Here is a 14,644-nt window from a genome sequence, read left to right as displayed (position 1 = left end):
AGACCCGACTCCGGGCCGGCGATGCCGGCGGCGAAGCGGGCAAGTGCGAAAAGCGCAAGGGACACGGCTGTCGCGGCGGACGAAACGGCAGTACGTACTACTCATGCACCCACGGTTCAACCGGCTGTCGTCCAGCAGCCGCGAGTCGAATTAGCCGGTACGGCGAACTCCATGACTAAAAAGCTGAACGAAGTATCCGTCGAAGACGAAGCAAATCAGAGCGACGAGCAGCCTGTTGCGGCTGCTGCGGGTAAATCCAAGGTGCGCGATCGTCGTGCCAAGGAGAAGGCGCTGCTGAAGGAAGCGTTCGCGACGAGCACGCCCGGCACGGCCGAGGAAATCGAAGAGCGGCGCGTGAAGCTGCGCGCGCTGATCAAGCTCGGCAAGGAGCGCGGCTTCCTCACGTATGCCGAAATCAACGACCACCTGCCGGACAACTTCACCGAGACCGAAGCCCTCGAAGGCATCATCGGCACGTTCAACGACATGGGCGTGGCGGTCTATGAGCAGGCGCCGGACGCGGAGACGCTGCTGCTGAACGACAACGCGCCGGCCGCCTCGTCGGACGACGAAGTCGAAGAGGAAGCGGAAGTTGCGCTGTCCACCGTCGATTCGGAATTCGGCCGCACGACCGATCCGGTGCGGATGTACATGCGCGAGATGGGTACGGTCGAGCTGCTCACGCGCGAAGGCGAAATCGAGATCGCGAAGCGGATCGAGGACGGCCTGCGCCACATGGTGATGGCGATCTCCGCGTGCCCGACGACGATCGCCGACATCCTCGCGATGGCTGAGCGCGTCGCGAACGAAGAGAGCCGCGTGGATGAGCTCGTCGACGGCCTGATCGATCCGAATGCGGCGGGCGGTGCCGACACGGACGGCTTCTCCGCGAAGGATGCGGAGGAGATCGAGAACGAGGACGAAGACGCCGACGAGGAAGAGGAAGAAGAGGAAGAAGAGGAAGAGGACGACGGCGCTGCGCAGGCATCGGCGAACGCTGCCCAGCTCGAGGCGCTGAAGCGCGCATCGCTCGAGAAGTTCGCGCAGATCAGCGAATGGTTCGACAAGATGCGCCGTGCGTTCGAGAAGGAAGGCTACAAGTCGAAGGCTTACCTGAAGGCGCAGGAAACGATCCAGACCGAGCTGATGACGATCCGCTTCACCGCGCGTACCGTCGAGCGTCTGTGCGACACGCTGCGTGCGCAGGTGGACGAGGTGCGTCAGGTCGAGCGTCAGATCCTGCACATCGTCGTCGACAAGTGCGGGATGCCGCGTTCGGAATTCATCGCGCGCTTCCCGGGCAGCGAGACGGATCTCGACTGGGCGGAGAAGGTTGCCGCTGAAGGCCATGCGTACAGCGCAGTCCTGTTGCGCAACATCCCGGCGATCCGCGAACAGCAGCAGCGCCTGCTCGACCTGCAGGCGCGCGTCGTGCTGCCGCTGAAGGACCTGAAGGAAACCAACCGCCAGATGGCGGCCGGCGAACTGAAGGCGCGCCAGGCGAAGCGTGAAATGACCGAGGCCAACCTGCGTCTCGTGATCTCGATCGCGAAGAAGTACACGAACCGCGGCCTGCAGTTCCTCGACCTGATCCAGGAAGGCAACATCGGCCTGATGAAGGCGGTGGACAAGTTCGAATACCGTCGCGGCTACAAGTTCTCGACGTATGCGACGTGGTGGATCCGCCAGGCCATCACGCGTTCGATCGCGGACCAGGCGCGCACGATCCGGATTCCGGTTCACATGATCGAGACGATCAACAAGATGAACCGCATCTCGCGGCAGATCCTGCAGGAAACCGGTCTCGAGCCGGATCCGGCAACGCTCGCCGAGAAGATGGAAATGCCGGAAGACAAGATCCGCAAGATCATGAAGATCGCGAAGGAGCCGATCTCGATGGAAACGCCGATCGGTGACGACGACGATTCCCATCTCGGCGACTTCATCGAGGACAACAACACGGTCGCGCCGGCGGATGCCGCGCTGCATGCGAGCATGCGCGACGTCGTGAAGGACGTGCTCGATTCGCTGACGCCGCGCGAGGCGAAGGTGCTGCGGATGCGTTTCGGTATCGAGATGAGCACCGATCACACGCTCGAGGAAGTCGGCAAGCAGTTCGACGTCACGCGTGAGCGGATCCGTCAGATCGAGGCGAAGGCGCTGCGCAAGCTGCGTCACCCGAGCCGTTCCGACAAGCTGAAGTCGTTCCTCGAAGGGAACTGATTTTTGGTGTTGCCCCTCTGAACGCCACCGGTATCGATACGGTACCGGTGGCGTTTGTCCCTTTTATTGTTACAATGCCGGCCCGGCATCGTTGCCCGGGTTGCGTGTCGCACGCATCGCTTCTCTGTTGTTCTCTTATCAGGGCCTGTAGCTCAGCGGTTAGAGCAGTCGACTCATAATCGATTGGTCGCGGGTTCGAACCCCGCCGGGCCCACCACGACTTTCCCTTTTTCGATCAGCGGTTTACCTGTTTTCTGCGCTCTTCTGGGGGAGGTTGCGGGGAGGAAAGCGTGTTTTCAAGCATGCTGCATGTTGTCCGGACGCCTGTAGCGGATTCCGAGCTTTTTCACGACATCCTGAAATCCAGTGCGACCTCATGCGCACGGCGTCGGAGCGCCGACCAGGTGGCGACCAGACAAGCAAGCGCAAAGCAGCTGGAGCTCGCCACCGCAGCAATGAAACCGTATCGCGCGGCAACCATCCCTGCGCCGAGCGGCGCAAGTGCCAGCCCCAACCCTTGAGCGGCCGGCGTCAGGCTCACCGCCCGCCCGGTAGGATCCCACCGTCCGAGCAACGCCATCTGAACGATCATCAGAAGATTCCAGAGCACAACGAACAGGCCCAGATCAATCAGAAAACCCAAGTGGCCGCTATCCCCCCACAGCAGGCCAGCCGGCACCAACGCAACCATTCCGGAGCCGAACAGAAGAACGGCACGCTCGCCGAACCTGCGACAGAACCAGGGGGCGGAAACCGAACCGACCAACGCGGCGACATTCGACGCTGCGAGCCACCCACCGACCTCATCAGGTGTCATCCCGGTCTGAGCGCCTGCACGTTCGATGAAGGCCCAATATGTGCCGATCGAGCAAAAAAACAGGAAGACTGCAGCCACCATTACCCAGGTAACCGGTGAAATTCTCACCTGCGTCGATGCACCTTCGTCTTCAGCAAGCATCGGCATGGATGCCGGAACCAAAAGCATCAACGCCAGCGCGCATATGAGCGCCAATGCCGCGTAAATGCTCCCCATGCCCAAAACATGGGTGACAGGCCCGAAGGCGAACAACTCGATCGCGCTCAGTACGATCTGGGAGCTAACCAACCACGAGAAAGCTCGCTCGGGCGCTCGCGAACGAGAGAGGACGGCAACTGATGCGGGTAACACCACACCTGAAGCGAGACTGGCGCCTACCCGAAGAATGATGAAAACCGGATAACTCCAGGTGATTGCACTCAGAAGCTGCAATGCCGCAAGGAGCAGCAATCCAGCAACCATCAACTGCTTCGGTTTGAATCGACGGATGAACCACGATCCGAACATGGCAGTGAATGCGACACCCAATGTCTCGGCAGATGCCACCTCGCCTAGCTGGTCTGGTGTAAGTCCTCGCAACTGGGCAAGCCGTCCGATCACGACAGGCAGCCCAAGAAACACGGCGGAGCCGGCACATGCCGAGACGATTGCGGCGATCTGAGCGCCCCGGCCAGTCCGATCGGCAGATGCCGATTCCTGCGCTTCAATATCATTCATTTAAACGCCCTCCAGTCCCGACAGAGGGCGATAGCGCTTCAGTATGTCGAGCAGACGAGCGGAATCAATGGCCCGAAGCGTCAGGCCATCCGGTTTGATGCATGACATGTCCTGTGCCGCAAGCATGGCATTGATGACGGCCTCTTCAGTGGCATGCGCGGCAGCCCGGCTGATCACATCGACGAGATTGTCTTCAAGGTAACTTGCCGTCTTGACGTTGTTGCCATGAACCAACTCCGCGGGATTCCAGAGGCGGTTGTCGTTGGTGGTAAAGGCAAGCATGATGTCCCCGGAATTGACCCCGCCTGTCGTGCCTGTCCGACCTATGCCCAACGCACCACGCCTGGCCAGGCGTTGCAGTTGCACAGGGTGCAAAGGTGCATCGGTAGCGATGATGACGATGACCGACCCGCTTTCCGACTGACCTGCTTGCGTCAGGATTGCATCTTCGGGCCAGAAGCGCCCGACTGGCACGCCAAGTAGAGAGAATTCCTCACGAATGCCGAAATTGGCTTGCACGAGCACGCCGACACTGTATTCAGTGTCGTCCACGACCACAGTGCGGGAAGAGGTCCCTGTGCCACCCTTGAACTCGTAACACTGCATACCCGTTCCGCCCCCGACGTTTCCCTCGTCAACTGCGCCGCTTTTTGCGGAATCGAGCGCGGCAAGGACATCGGCCTCGGCGACATGCAGTGCCGTGATGTCGTTGGTCAGTCCGTCATAGGTTTCCGCAACGACCGGCAGGTACCAGTGGTGATGTTCACGCATATTCGATACATGCTGGATCATCCATCGCGTCAGGCCATGATGAACCATGCCGACACTGTGACTATTCGTTAGCGCGATCGGACCGGTAAAGTACCCCGCGTCGTGAATCCAATGGCTGCCCGTCATCTCGCCATTGCCATTCAACGAAAATTGTCCGGCCCAAACACTGCGGTCCGGACGTGCACGCCCGCACGGAAAGATGGCTGTGACGCCCGTTCTGGCAGGCCCTTTCCCATTTTCGACCCGTGAAGCATCGTCAATGCGGGTGAAATATCCAACCTCTAAACCGGCGACATCGGTGATTGCATTGTTGGGTCCTGTCCTGCCGACAAACGGAAGTCCAAGTTGACGGCCGCGTGGTTTGGTGTGATGGATCAAAGACATTGGGTGCTCCAGATTCAAAATGCTGGTCAAATCTAAAATCGATTGTCGATACAGGATTCAGGCGATTGCCTTGAGCATCCGGACCATCCGTTCGAACGTTTTGCCGTACGGCGGGTACAGCAAGCCGATGCCATTCACCGGCGCTTGCAGGAAGACCGGCTTCTCCTTGCTGAAGGTCCGGAATCCCCATTCACCGTGATACGCGCCCATACCGCTGGCGCCCACACCGCCAAACGGTTGCGACTCCTGACCGAAGTGCCAGATGCAGTCGTTGACCGTTACGCCGCCGGAGACGGTTCGCTCCAGCACGCGGTCGCGATGCGACGTGTGGGTTCCATACCAGTAGAGCGCCAGCGGCCGGTCGCGTTCGTTGACGAAGGCGATGGCTTCGTCGACATCGCCGCTGTAGCTGACGATGGGCAGGACCGGGCCGAAGATTTCTTCTTGCATGACACGCATGTCTGGCCGCACGTCGAGCAGCAGTGTGGGCGGAAACTTGCGCGCGTGCCCGGTTGGCGCGTCGTCGGGCGTTGCGCAGAAGGTTGGCCGCTGTGCTGTTGCCCCTTGTGCGAGTGCGTCGTCCACCAGTGTTTGAAGCCGGCTGAAATGGCGCTCGGAGATGATCGCGGTGTAGTCGGGATTTGCCCCGGACTCGCCGTACATCTGGCGTGCCGCGCGGGAGAGCGCATGGACGAACGCATCACGCTGCGCGTGCGGCACGAGTACATAGTCGGGCGCGATGCAAGTCTGGCCTGCGTTCAACAGCTTGCCAAACACGATACTGCGGGCCGCGGCCGTGAGATTGGCGCTCGGGTCGATGATGGCGGGGGACTTGCCCCCCAGTTCCAGCGTGACCGCCGTGAGGTTGTGCGCCGCCGCCATCGCGACCTGCCGCCCGGCGGCGGTGGAGCCTGTAAAGAACAGGTGGTCGAACGGCAGCGCGGAGAACGCCTGGCCCACCTCCAGCCCCCCGGTGACGACGGCTAGCTCTTCCGGCGCGAAGTGCGCGGCGACGATCCGTACGAGCAGCGCCGAGAACCGGGGCGTGTATTCCGATGGCTTGATCATGACGCGGTTACCCGCGGCGATGGCGGCGATCGCCGGCCCCATCGCGAGCTGATACGGATAGTTCCATGGAGAGAGGATGCCCACTACGCCCAGCGGTTGCCGCATCAGCCGGTTGCGGCCCGGCAGGTAGTGCAGCGCGGTCTTCGCACGGCGTGTTTTCATCCATGTGGGCAGGTGGCGCGCGGCGTGGCGGATCGCCGTGCCGACCATCAGCAGATCGGTCAGCCGCGTTTCATGCGCGGATCGGTGGCCGAAGTCCGCCTGGATCGCCTGCACCAGCTCGGCGCCGTGCTGCTCGGTCATGGTGGCCAGCCGATGGAGCCTGTCCAGGCGCTGCCTGGCATCCGGATTCGGATCGGCCGCATGCGCGGCGCGCTGAGCCGCCAGAATGCTCTCCAGCCCCGCTAGGGTGGAACGCATCGCGTCGGGTGCGTCATTCATGTTCATGAATCGTGTCTCCTTGCATTGTGGTGTCATGCGGTCGTGACCCGGCGCTCAGCCCACCAGGGTGATGCAGTCCTTGCACAGCTCTCGCAGCTTGTTCTTCAGCACCTTGCCGGTGGCGCCCAGCGGGATATCGTCGAGGAACAGCACGTCGTCGGGCACCTGCCAGCGCGCGACTCGGCCTGCGTAGAGCGCCAGGACGTCGTCGCGCGTCAGGTCCATGCCCGGCTTGCGCACGATCACGACCACCGGCCGCTCGTCCCACTTTGGATGCTGGACGCCAACGCAGGCGGCCATCGCAACGGCGGGGTGCTCCATCGCGATGTTTTCAATCTCGATCGAGCTGATCCACTCGCCGCCCGACTTGATGACGTCTTTGCTGCGATCGGTGATCTGCATCATTCCCGTTGCATCGATGGTGGCCACATCGCCGGTGGCGAACCATCCGTCTGTCAGCGCGGGGGCAGGGGCGCAGTTGCCATCGCCGTTTCGGTAATACGCGCTGACGATCCATGGCCCCCTGGCTTGCAGGTTGCCGAAGGTTTCGCCGTCCCACGGCTGTTCATTGCCGGCATCGTCGACGATGCGCAGGTCGACGCCGAAAGGCGGGCGGCCTTGCTTGAGGCGCAGGCGCCTTTGCTCGTCGGCGGGGAGGGCTGTCTGCGCGGCCGTCAATGTGGCCACCGCGCCGACCGGCGAGGTTTCGGTCATGCCCCACGCGTGGATGACCTCGACTCCAAGCTGATCCACAAACTGCGAGTACATCGCCGGTGAGCATGCCGAGCCGCCAATCACGGTCCGCTTGAGCGTGCTGAAGCGATGGCCGCTTTGCAGCACGTGGCCGAGCAGCATCTGCCAGACAGAAGGAACGCCAGCCGCCATCGTGACGCGCTCTGTCTCGATCAGTGCGTGGATCGACGCACCGTCCAGCGCGTTGCCCGGCAGCACGAGCTTGAAACCGATCGCCGCCGCCGCGTAGATCAGGCCCCACGCGTTGACATGGAACATCGGTACAGCGGGCAGCACCACGTCGCGGGCCGACAGACACAGCGAATCGGGCAGCGATACGGCCCAGGCATGCAGCACCGTCGAGCGATGGCTGTACAGCACGCCCTTCGGGTCGCCCGTGGTGCCGCTCGTGTAGCAGAGGGTGGACGCGGTGTCCTCGTCGAACACCGGCCACGCGTAATGGTCGTCGTGATCGCCGATCCAGGCTTCGTAGCTGACCAGCCCGGGGATGTCCGAGTCGGCGGGAAGGTGGTCGTCATCGCACAGCGCCACCCACTGCCGCACACTCGGGCAGATGGCCTGCAGTTGCCGCGCAACGGGCATGAAACTCAGGTCGAAGCACAGTACGCAGTCTTGAGCATGGTCGATGATCCACCGCAACTGCTCGATACCCAGGCGTGGGTTGATCGTGTGCAGCACCCGGCCCGAGCCGGAGACGCCGTAGTAGAGCTCGAGGTGCCGGTAGCCGTTCCAGGCCAGCGTGGCAACGCGCTCGCCAAAACCGACGGCCTGCGCGTCGAGTACGCGCGCGACCTGCCGGGCACGTTTGGCAGCCGTGCCGAACGTGTAGCGATGAATGTCTCCTTCCACTCGCCGGCTGACGATCTCGACGTTGCGGTGAAAGCGTTCCGCAAAGGTCAGCAGGCTTGAAATCAGCAATGGCTGATCTTGCATCAGGCCGCGCATGATGGTGTATCTCCTCGTTCTGGATTCAGGTTTTCCAGTCCGAGGATAGGCAGTGTGCGGGTGCGGGCGTTATCGAGAATGCGCAAAAATGGCGCGCGGCCGGATCGCGAGTACGGAAGTGCTTTCCGTCAGCGGAAAGCGCTCGCGTGGCTTTACCGGAGGACGAGACCGGCTCTGCCGCGCTGCAGGGTATGCGACGGTAGCTCTCCGAAATGGTGCTTGTAGTCGGTCGAGAATTGGCCGAAGTGCCAGAAGCCCCATCTCGCGGCGATGTCGTACACGCCTTCGTCCTCGTCGGCACAGGCCAGCATTTCCCGCCTGACACCGTTGAGCCGGATCGCGCGCATATAAGCCAGCGGCGTCGTGCCCAGGACTTCCTGGAAGCAGTAGTTCAGCTTGCGCCGGCTGACGCCGACATGCTTGCAGACATCGAGGACCGATAGCGGCTCTTCCGGATGACCGAACATCAGGTCGCGGGCGCGATCGACCACCCGCTTGCGAAGCACGGCGTTGTGCTCCTCGGCCGGTGCAGCCTTGGACAGTATCTCGACCAGCTCCATCACGAACTGATCGGCAAGCAGGCGGCGCGCAGTGTCGGCCTGCAGGGATTGCGGAACTTCGCCGAGCGAGCCGTGGGCCAATGCAAACAACTGGCGCAGGGCCAGACCGGAATCGCCGGGGAGTTGCGCGATAGCGACCTTGCGCGAAAGATGCGGCGCCATTTGCGTGTCCATGCGCCCCAGCGCGTCTTCGACCACGCTCGCATCGATGGTCATAAAGCCGTAGTCGCAATCCGAAGCGGTGCAGAACTCGACCTCCGCGCGGTCGGACAGCGCGATGTGCGCATTCGTCATACAGGCCCCGTTTACCCACAAGGAGCCATCGTGGCCCCACGGTACCACGAGGCCGATCGTTCCCGGAGGCAGCGTGCCGATCTGCCGGGTGCTGTGGCTGAGTTGCTCGCGAAATACCGCTACGTGGGGCAGGTCGACCTCGGCCAGGTGACCGGAAAAGCGCCCCGCGCCGAGCTGATCGTAGCGCCACTGAAAGGCATTCAGGTGCAGAGCGAGTTCGTCAATATCGCCGCTGCGCAAATCATGCCACCACGCGCCGTCCATACCGCTTGCCATCCGTCAGTTCTCCCGATGGCAGCATCTTAAGAATCGGTTTCGACCGCAACAGTGGGGATAACCCGAGCACAAACGACCGCCACCGTATCCGCTGCCGGCCTGCCATCTACAGTGGGCTTGTGCGGGCGCGGGCCGGCGCGATGCGCGCCGATTTGCGAGGCGTTTTCGACGGTAGCTCGCCGAATTGCGACTCGTAAACACTCGCGAAATACCCGAGATTCACGAAGCCCCATCGGGCCGCCGCGTCGCCTACGGACAGGTCCGCCTGTCGCGTATCGAGCAGCAGCCGCCTGACCTGCGCCAATCGCAGCGAGCGTACATAGGTCAACGGCGCGGTCTGCACGACGGACTGGAAGCTGTTTTGCAGTGTGCGCCTGCTTACGCGCAGCTGAGCGCAAAGGCTCATGATGTCGACCGGCTCTTGCGGGTGACGGGTCACGTAGTCGTGGACCCGGCTCACGACATCAGTCTGGCACGTATATGTCAGACGGTTCGACGGTGCAGACCCTCGATACGTAAGCAACTCGACGAGTATTTCGCTGAACTGGCTTCGGACCGCAAGTCGCGCTCGCGTGTCGTCGAATGCGTCAGGTTCCGCCAGCATGCGCTCGAGCAGCGTCGCGATCTGCGCACCGGCGCGCGCGCACGGCGCACTGGGAAGATCGACGACATTGCGCTGAAACAGACGGTCATCCAGATTGACACCCGCCTCGTCGGCGATCCATTGCAACATGTCCGGATCGACGGCGACACATATGAACGACATGTGATCCGGCGAATGCAGCTCGAATGGCACCCCGCCTCTCGCGAAGACCATCGAACCCCGATCGACGCGCGCACCGCCAAACGTAAACGCTCCGTCGCCGACAAGTGGCATGCCGAATATCGTATGGTCCGGCGGCAACGCGCCACGCTGCAGGACCCGAACGTTGGAAGCTTCCTGAAATATGTGCATGCCGTCCAGCGTGGCCTGCTTGACGACGCTGCGATAGGCGCCTGATCCGATCTGGTCATACCGCTGGCCCCAGCCTTCGAGCGATTCCGCATGCCGATCGACATCGTCGAACAACTGATACTGGGCGAACACGATCAACCTCCACGGTGTCTACAGGCGCAATCGGGCACAGCTTAATCTGCTCGATCGGCAGGTGCAATATTTGCGCGGGTTAGTCCGGGTAGGCGCTACCGCCGATTTCTTTCAAGTCGATTTCCAATGTTCCAGATCGGAACGTTCGCTTTGCCGATCTCGATGACGCAGGAATCTTTTGCCGTCATACATTCGCCCCTACAGATCGTGAACATCAATGGAGGGGACATGAGAACCAGGCGACGAACCGCGATCCTCGCGGCGATGCTGTCGTTCGCCGCTGCGTACATCAACAGTGCGAGCGCGATTGAGAAGCCGGAAGAACTGACCGTGCAAAAGATGCCGCCGTGGCATCCGCACGAGGTTTTCCTGCTCGACATTTCAATCGCCGCGATGACCGACGGGCGTATCGATCTCTACGACGCGGATGCGCACAGGCTGCTCGGCCAGATCGGTGGGGGATTCGGGCTCGGGTTCGCCGTTTCGCCGGATCACAAGACAAGCTTTGTCGCGACGACCTACTTCTCGCGCGGCTCGCATGGCGCGCGCACCGACGTCGTCGAAGTGACGGACAACACCACGCTCGATCGTGCAGGCGAAATCGTGATTCCGCCGAAACATGGCCAGCATATCCCGTCGCCGTACAACACGGCGTTGAGCGCGGACGGCAAGCTCCTGTATGTGGCGAACATCACGCCCGCCACGTCGGTGACGGTGATCGACGTGCCGGCGAAGAAGGTGCGCTCGGAAATCGACACGGCCGGGTGCGTGCTCGCGTATCCGTCGGGCAACGACCGGTTCACTGCGCTGTGCGAAAGCGGCAAGGGGCTGACCGTCACGCTCGATGCGAACGGCAAGGAAGTGAAGCGCGTGTTGTCCGACGCTTTCATCGACGTCGACAAGGATCCCGCCTACGTCAACGCGTCGCCGTATCAGGGTGGCTATCTGTTCACGACATTCCACGGAATGGTACGCAGTGCAGACTTCCGGGGCGACAAGCCAGCCTTCGGCGCGCCGTGGTCGCTGCTGACGGACGCCGAGCGCGCCGAAGGCTGGCGTCCGGGCGGCATGCAGCAGACGGCCGTGAACGAGAAGCTCCATCGCTATTACGTGTCGATGCACAAGGGCGCCGACGGCTCGCACAAGGATCCCGGCACGGAGATCTGGGTGTTCGACCTGCAGACGAAGAAGCGCATCGCGCGCTGGGATCTCGCGCAGCAGAAGATCGATCCGCTGACCTCGATCCAGGTCAGCGTGGACGACAAGCCGCTGTTCTACGGGCTGACCGGTACGTCGGACCTCGTCGTGATGGACGCACGCACCGGCAAGCTGCAAACCGTCGAAAAGCAAGTCGGCAGTGCGTCGACGCTGCTCGTCAATCCGTGAGGCCGCGATGATGATCGATCCCGTATTCGCAACCGGCGCGCAGGCCAGCACGGCGATCGTCGTGCTGATCGGCGCGGTCGCCAAGTGGCGGCGGCCTGCCGCATTCCGCCGGGCACTCGGCGACTATCGTCTGCTATCCGAAGCATTGACCGCGTCCGCCGCGTTCGCGATCCCGGCCGCGGAAACGCTCGGCGCGGCCGCGTTGCTGTTCCCCAATACGCGGACGCTCGGCGCGACCGTGCTCGTCGCGCTGCTGCTCGCGTTCGCGGCCGGGCTCGCGTTCAACATCCTGCGCGGCCACACCGATATCGACTGCGGCTGCTCGGGCTTCGGCGCGACACAGTCAGCCGATCAGTCGGCTAGCCCGCGCGGCATCGGCTGGTTCCATGTCGCCCGCGCGCTGCTGCTCGCGGCGCTTGCCGCTGTCGCGTTCGTCGAACCGTCCGCGCGCCAGATCGTGTGGTTCGACTACCTGACGCTGTTCTTCGCGGTGCTGCTGATCGTCTGCGCACTGCTCATCGTCGACGTGCTGCTCGCCAACATGCCGCGTCTGTCTCACCTGAGGAATTCATGATGCAAACCGCTCTCACGCTCTCCACCGCGCTTCTGTGGGCCGCCGTTCTCGCGCTCGGCGCGATCTGTCTCGCGCTCGTTCGCCAGGTCGGCATCCTGTACGAACGCATCATGCCCGCGGGCGCGTTGATGATCGACAAGGGGCCCGCCGTCGGCGCAATCGCACCCACGTTCGAGCTGTCCGACATTCGCGGCGCGCAAGTGAAGGTCGGCGGCATCGACGCGTCGGGCAAGGCCACGCTGCTGTTCTTCCTGTCGCCGACGTGCCCGGTCTGCAAGAAGCTGCTGCCGCTGCTGCCGTCGCTGCAGGCGAGCGAGTCGACGCCCGTGAACATCGTGCTCGCGAGCGATGGCGATCTCGCCGAGCACACACGCTTCGCGCAGAAGCACCATCTCGATCGCTTCCCGTACGTGCTGTCGCAGGAACTCGGCCTCGCGTACCAGATCGGCAAGCTGCCTTATGCGGTGCTGCTCGACGAAACCGGCAAGGTGCGCGCGAAGGGGCTCGTCAACACACGCGAGCATCTGGAAAGCCTGTTCGAAGCGAAGGAGCGTGGCGTCGCGTCGCTGCAGGAGTTCGTGCACGGTGCCCCGCATCACGAACAGCACGCGCAGCACGTTTGACGCGCCGCCCACCAACAATTTCAGCGGAGAACAACGACATGGGCTTGTTTGATTCATGGTTCGAGCGGTCAGCGCGCAACGTCGCGCAACACAGCTCGCGGCGCAGCGCGATGGCGAAGCTCGGCAAGGTGCTGGTCGGCTCGGCGATGCTGCCACTGTTGCCGGTCGATCGCACCGCTTTTGCGGCCGACTCGGCCGCGGCGGCATCGGCTGCGGCCGGTGCGCCAGCGTCGCGCGCAAGCGACGATCCGACGAGCTGCGACTACTGGAAATACTGCGCGATCGACGGCTGGCTCTGCAGCTGCTGCGGTGGCACGTCGAGCAGTTGCCCGCCCGGCACGACGCCGTCGCCGATCACGTGGATCGGCACCTGCCGCAATCCGCACGACGGCTCCGACTACATCGTGTCGTACAACGACTGCTGCGGCAAAACGTCGTGCGGCCGCTGCTTCTGCAATCGCAACGAACGCGAGAAGCCGCTGTACAAGCTGTCGCTCAACAACGACATCAACTGGTGCATGGCAAACGGCAACTCGAACTATCACTGTTCTGTTTCGGTACTGCTCGGAGCGGCAAAGCAATGAAGATGAAACTCACTGGAAACTTCGCAGCCGCCTGCATCGCGGCGGCCGCATCGTTCGCCCTTTCGAGCGGCGTGCACGCGCAGGAGAGCGTGCGTTACGCCGCGGGCAAGAGCCTGTTCGACGCGCAGTGCGCGGTGTGTCACCAGGCGGGCGGCAAAGGCCAGGACGGTCTCGCGCCGCCGCTTACCGAGTATCCGGGAAGGTACGCAACGGCTGCGCAGGGGCGCGCGCAGCTCGCGTCGACCGTGCTGCACGGGATGTTCGGCGAGATTGCGGTGCACGACAAGCACTACAACTTCAAGATGCCGAGCTTCGCGAGTGTCAGCGACGAAGACCTGGCTCAGTTGCTGAACTATGTCGTGTTCGACCTGAACGCACAGCATGGCAACGCGAAGCCGTTCACGGCCGCCGAGATTCAGGCGGCGCGCGCCCGGCAGATGGATGGCGCGGCGGTTCATGAGCAGCGCGCGGTCGTCACGAAGGGGCTCGGGCTATGAGTGCCAAGTACGTGTCGCGTGCCGGCAGTCGCACCGCGACGCGTCTGGCATTGTCGCTGCTCGGATGCGCCGCGGTACTGGCGTCGCCCGCGCTCGCGAATGCGCAAAGCGAGCCCGATGCGGCGCTCGCACGACAGCATTGGGTACTGAACTGCATGGGCTGCCACACGGCGACGGGGGGCGGCATTCCGGGCAAGGTTCCGCCGCTTGCGAACTCGCTCGGCTACTTCGAGCAACTGCCGGCGGGCCGCGAATACGTGATGCGCGTGCCGGGCGCGTCGAACTCGGCGCTGTCGGATCAACAACTCGCCGACGTGCTCAACTGGCTGCTCAGGACGATGAACCGTTCGGCATTGCCGAGCGACTTCAAACCGTATACCGCGGCCGAAATCGCCACGCATCGACGCCCGGCGCTTGCCGATGTCGCGCCCGTACGCGCCGGACTGATCCGTGCGCTGCACGAGCGCGGCGTCGACGGTATCCCCGACCACTACTGATCCGTTACGAATCGTCCCGACGGAATGGATCGATGAATTTTGTCTGTTCGAGGTATTTGTGTGACAAATAATTTAGATATGCAAAGTAAATGTAATGGTCATTGAAAGAGGGTTCAGCAGGTGAACCGGGTGAGCACGCTTTACCTG

General features: G+C 62.8%; 13 protein-coding genes and 1 tRNA gene. 8 read left to right on the top strand and 6 right to left on the bottom strand.

Annotated elements, in window-relative coordinates; genetic code table 11:
- Window positions 1–171 precede the first annotated feature (171 nt).
- The gene (gene rpoD / locus G3N94_RS08790) at window positions 172–2,223 is read left to right on the top strand and encodes an RNA polymerase sigma factor RpoD (RefSeq protein ID WP_346778671.1); all 2,052 of its coding nucleotides are present in this window, start codon (window positions 172–174) and stop codon (window positions 2,221–2,223) included.
- A gap of 141 nt (window positions 2,224–2,364) precedes the next feature.
- Window positions 2,365–2,440, top strand: a tRNA-Ile gene (locus G3N94_RS08785).
- A 129-nt stretch (window positions 2,441–2,569) separates the two neighbouring features.
- Here the strand turns inward: G3N94_RS08785 and G3N94_RS08780 are convergent.
- The 6 genes from G3N94_RS08780 to G3N94_RS08755 all read right to left on the bottom strand — a co-directional run bounded on the left by G3N94_RS08780 (window position 2,570) and on the right by G3N94_RS08755 (window position 10,336).
- Entirely contained in the window at window positions 2,570–3,757 is a 1,188-nt protein-coding gene (locus G3N94_RS08780) for an MFS transporter (protein WP_205791987.1), read from the bottom strand.
- Window positions 3,758–4,912, bottom strand: a complete 1,155-nt coding sequence (locus tag G3N94_RS08775; RefSeq protein ID WP_205791986.1) for a P1 family peptidase — start codon at window positions 4,910–4,912, stop codon at window positions 3,758–3,760. It abuts the gene before it with no gap.
- A gap of 57 nt (window positions 4,913–4,969) precedes the next feature.
- Window positions 4,970–6,400 (bottom strand): coniferyl aldehyde dehydrogenase, encoded by a 1,431-nt coding sequence (locus tag G3N94_RS08770; RefSeq protein ID WP_205792025.1) that lies wholly within the window; start codon window positions 6,398–6,400, stop codon window positions 4,970–4,972.
- 75 nt (window positions 6,401–6,475) lie between these two features.
- Window positions 6,476–8,119: a 3-(methylthio)propionyl-CoA ligase gene (locus G3N94_RS08765; protein WP_205791985.1), complete on the bottom strand. Its 1,644-nt coding sequence runs from the start codon at window positions 8,117–8,119 to the stop codon at window positions 6,476–6,478.
- Window positions 8,120–8,271: 152 nt separating this feature from the next.
- Window positions 8,272–9,249 carry a helix-turn-helix domain-containing protein gene (locus tag G3N94_RS08760; protein WP_241021704.1) on the bottom strand — a complete coding sequence of 326 codons (978 nt, stop codon included), beginning with the start codon at window positions 9,247–9,249 and terminating at the stop codon, window positions 8,272–8,274.
- A gap of 106 nt (window positions 9,250–9,355) precedes the next feature.
- Window positions 9,356–10,336, bottom strand: a complete 981-nt coding sequence (locus tag G3N94_RS08755) for a helix-turn-helix domain-containing protein (protein WP_205792023.1) — start codon at window positions 10,334–10,336, stop codon at window positions 9,356–9,358.
- A 228-nt stretch (window positions 10,337–10,564) separates the two neighbouring features.
- On the opposite strand from G3N94_RS08755, the gene G3N94_RS08750 reads away from it, so the two are divergent.
- Genes G3N94_RS08750 through G3N94_RS08725 form a run of 6 tightly spaced genes read left to right on the top strand, consistent with a single transcriptional unit; the run spans window position 10,565 to window position 14,497 of the window.
- Window positions 10,565–11,722 (top strand): amine dehydrogenase large subunit, encoded by a 1,158-nt coding sequence (locus tag G3N94_RS08750; protein ID WP_205791984.1) that lies wholly within the window; start codon window positions 10,565–10,567, stop codon window positions 11,720–11,722.
- Window positions 11,723–11,729: 7 nt separating this feature from the next.
- Window positions 11,730–12,296: a MauE/DoxX family redox-associated membrane protein gene (locus G3N94_RS08745; RefSeq protein WP_205791983.1), complete on the top strand. Its 567-nt coding sequence runs from the start codon at window positions 11,730–11,732 to the stop codon at window positions 12,294–12,296.
- Complete coding sequence (gene mauD, locus G3N94_RS08740; RefSeq protein WP_205791982.1) at window positions 12,293–12,919, top strand: methylamine dehydrogenase accessory protein MauD; 627 nt, start codon at window positions 12,293–12,295, stop codon at window positions 12,917–12,919. The genes G3N94_RS08745 and mauD overlap by 4 nt, the downstream gene beginning before the upstream one ends.
- Before the next feature lie 38 nt (window positions 12,920–12,957).
- Entirely contained in the window at window positions 12,958–13,503 is a 546-nt protein-coding gene (locus G3N94_RS08735) for a methylamine dehydrogenase light chain (RefSeq protein WP_205791981.1), read from the top strand.
- Complete coding sequence (locus G3N94_RS08730) at window positions 13,500–14,000, top strand: cytochrome c (protein ID WP_205791980.1); 501 nt, start codon at window positions 13,500–13,502, stop codon at window positions 13,998–14,000. The genes G3N94_RS08735 and G3N94_RS08730 overlap by 4 nt, the downstream gene beginning before the upstream one ends.
- Window positions 13,997–14,497 carry a cytochrome c gene (locus G3N94_RS08725; RefSeq protein ID WP_205791979.1) on the top strand — a complete coding sequence of 167 codons (501 nt, stop codon included), beginning with the start codon at window positions 13,997–13,999 and terminating at the stop codon, window positions 14,495–14,497. The genes G3N94_RS08730 and G3N94_RS08725 overlap by 4 nt, the downstream gene beginning before the upstream one ends.
- Window positions 14,498–14,644 lie beyond the last annotated feature (147 nt).

The organism is Burkholderia sp. Ac-20353, from assembly GCF_017104785.1.
Taxonomy (GTDB): domain Bacteria; phylum Pseudomonadota; class Gammaproteobacteria; order Burkholderiales; family Burkholderiaceae; genus Burkholderia.
Note: the sequence above shows the minus strand (reverse complement) of the source record. Positions and strands in the feature narration are given on the sequence as shown.

Coding starts and splice junctions, on each gene's coding strand:
- G3N94_RS08730 (WP_205791980.1), top strand. CDS start 13,500: ATGAAGATGAAACTCACTGGAAACTTCGCAGCCGCCTGCATCGCGGCG.
- G3N94_RS08745 (WP_205791983.1), top strand. CDS start 11,730: ATGATGATCGATCCCGTATTCGCAACCGGCGCGCAGGCCAGCACGGCG.
- G3N94_RS08725 (WP_205791979.1), top strand. CDS start 13,997: ATGAGTGCCAAGTACGTGTCGCGTGCCGGCAGTCGCACCGCGACGCGT.
- G3N94_RS08765 (WP_205791985.1), bottom strand. CDS start 8,119: ATGCGCGGCCTGATGCAAGATCAGCCATTGCTGATTTCAAGCCTGCTG.
- G3N94_RS08760 (WP_241021704.1), bottom strand. CDS start 9,249: ATGGCAAGCGGTATGGACGGCGCGTGGTGGCATGATTTGCGCAGCGGC.
- G3N94_RS08780 (WP_205791987.1), bottom strand. CDS start 3,757: ATGAATGATATTGAAGCGCAGGAATCGGCATCTGCCGATCGGACTGGC.
- rpoD (WP_346778671.1), top strand. CDS start 172: ATGACTAAAAAGCTGAACGAAGTATCCGTCGAAGACGAAGCAAATCAG.
- G3N94_RS08735 (WP_205791981.1), top strand. CDS start 12,958: ATGGGCTTGTTTGATTCATGGTTCGAGCGGTCAGCGCGCAACGTCGCG.
- G3N94_RS08750 (WP_205791984.1), top strand. CDS start 10,565: ATGAGAACCAGGCGACGAACCGCGATCCTCGCGGCGATGCTGTCGTTC.
- mauD (WP_205791982.1), top strand. CDS start 12,293: ATGATGCAAACCGCTCTCACGCTCTCCACCGCGCTTCTGTGGGCCGCC.
- G3N94_RS08775 (WP_205791986.1), bottom strand. CDS start 4,912: ATGTCTTTGATCCATCACACCAAACCACGCGGCCGTCAACTTGGACTT.
- G3N94_RS08770 (WP_205792025.1), bottom strand. CDS start 6,400: ATGCGTTCCACCCTAGCGGGGCTGGAGAGCATTCTGGCGGCTCAGCGC.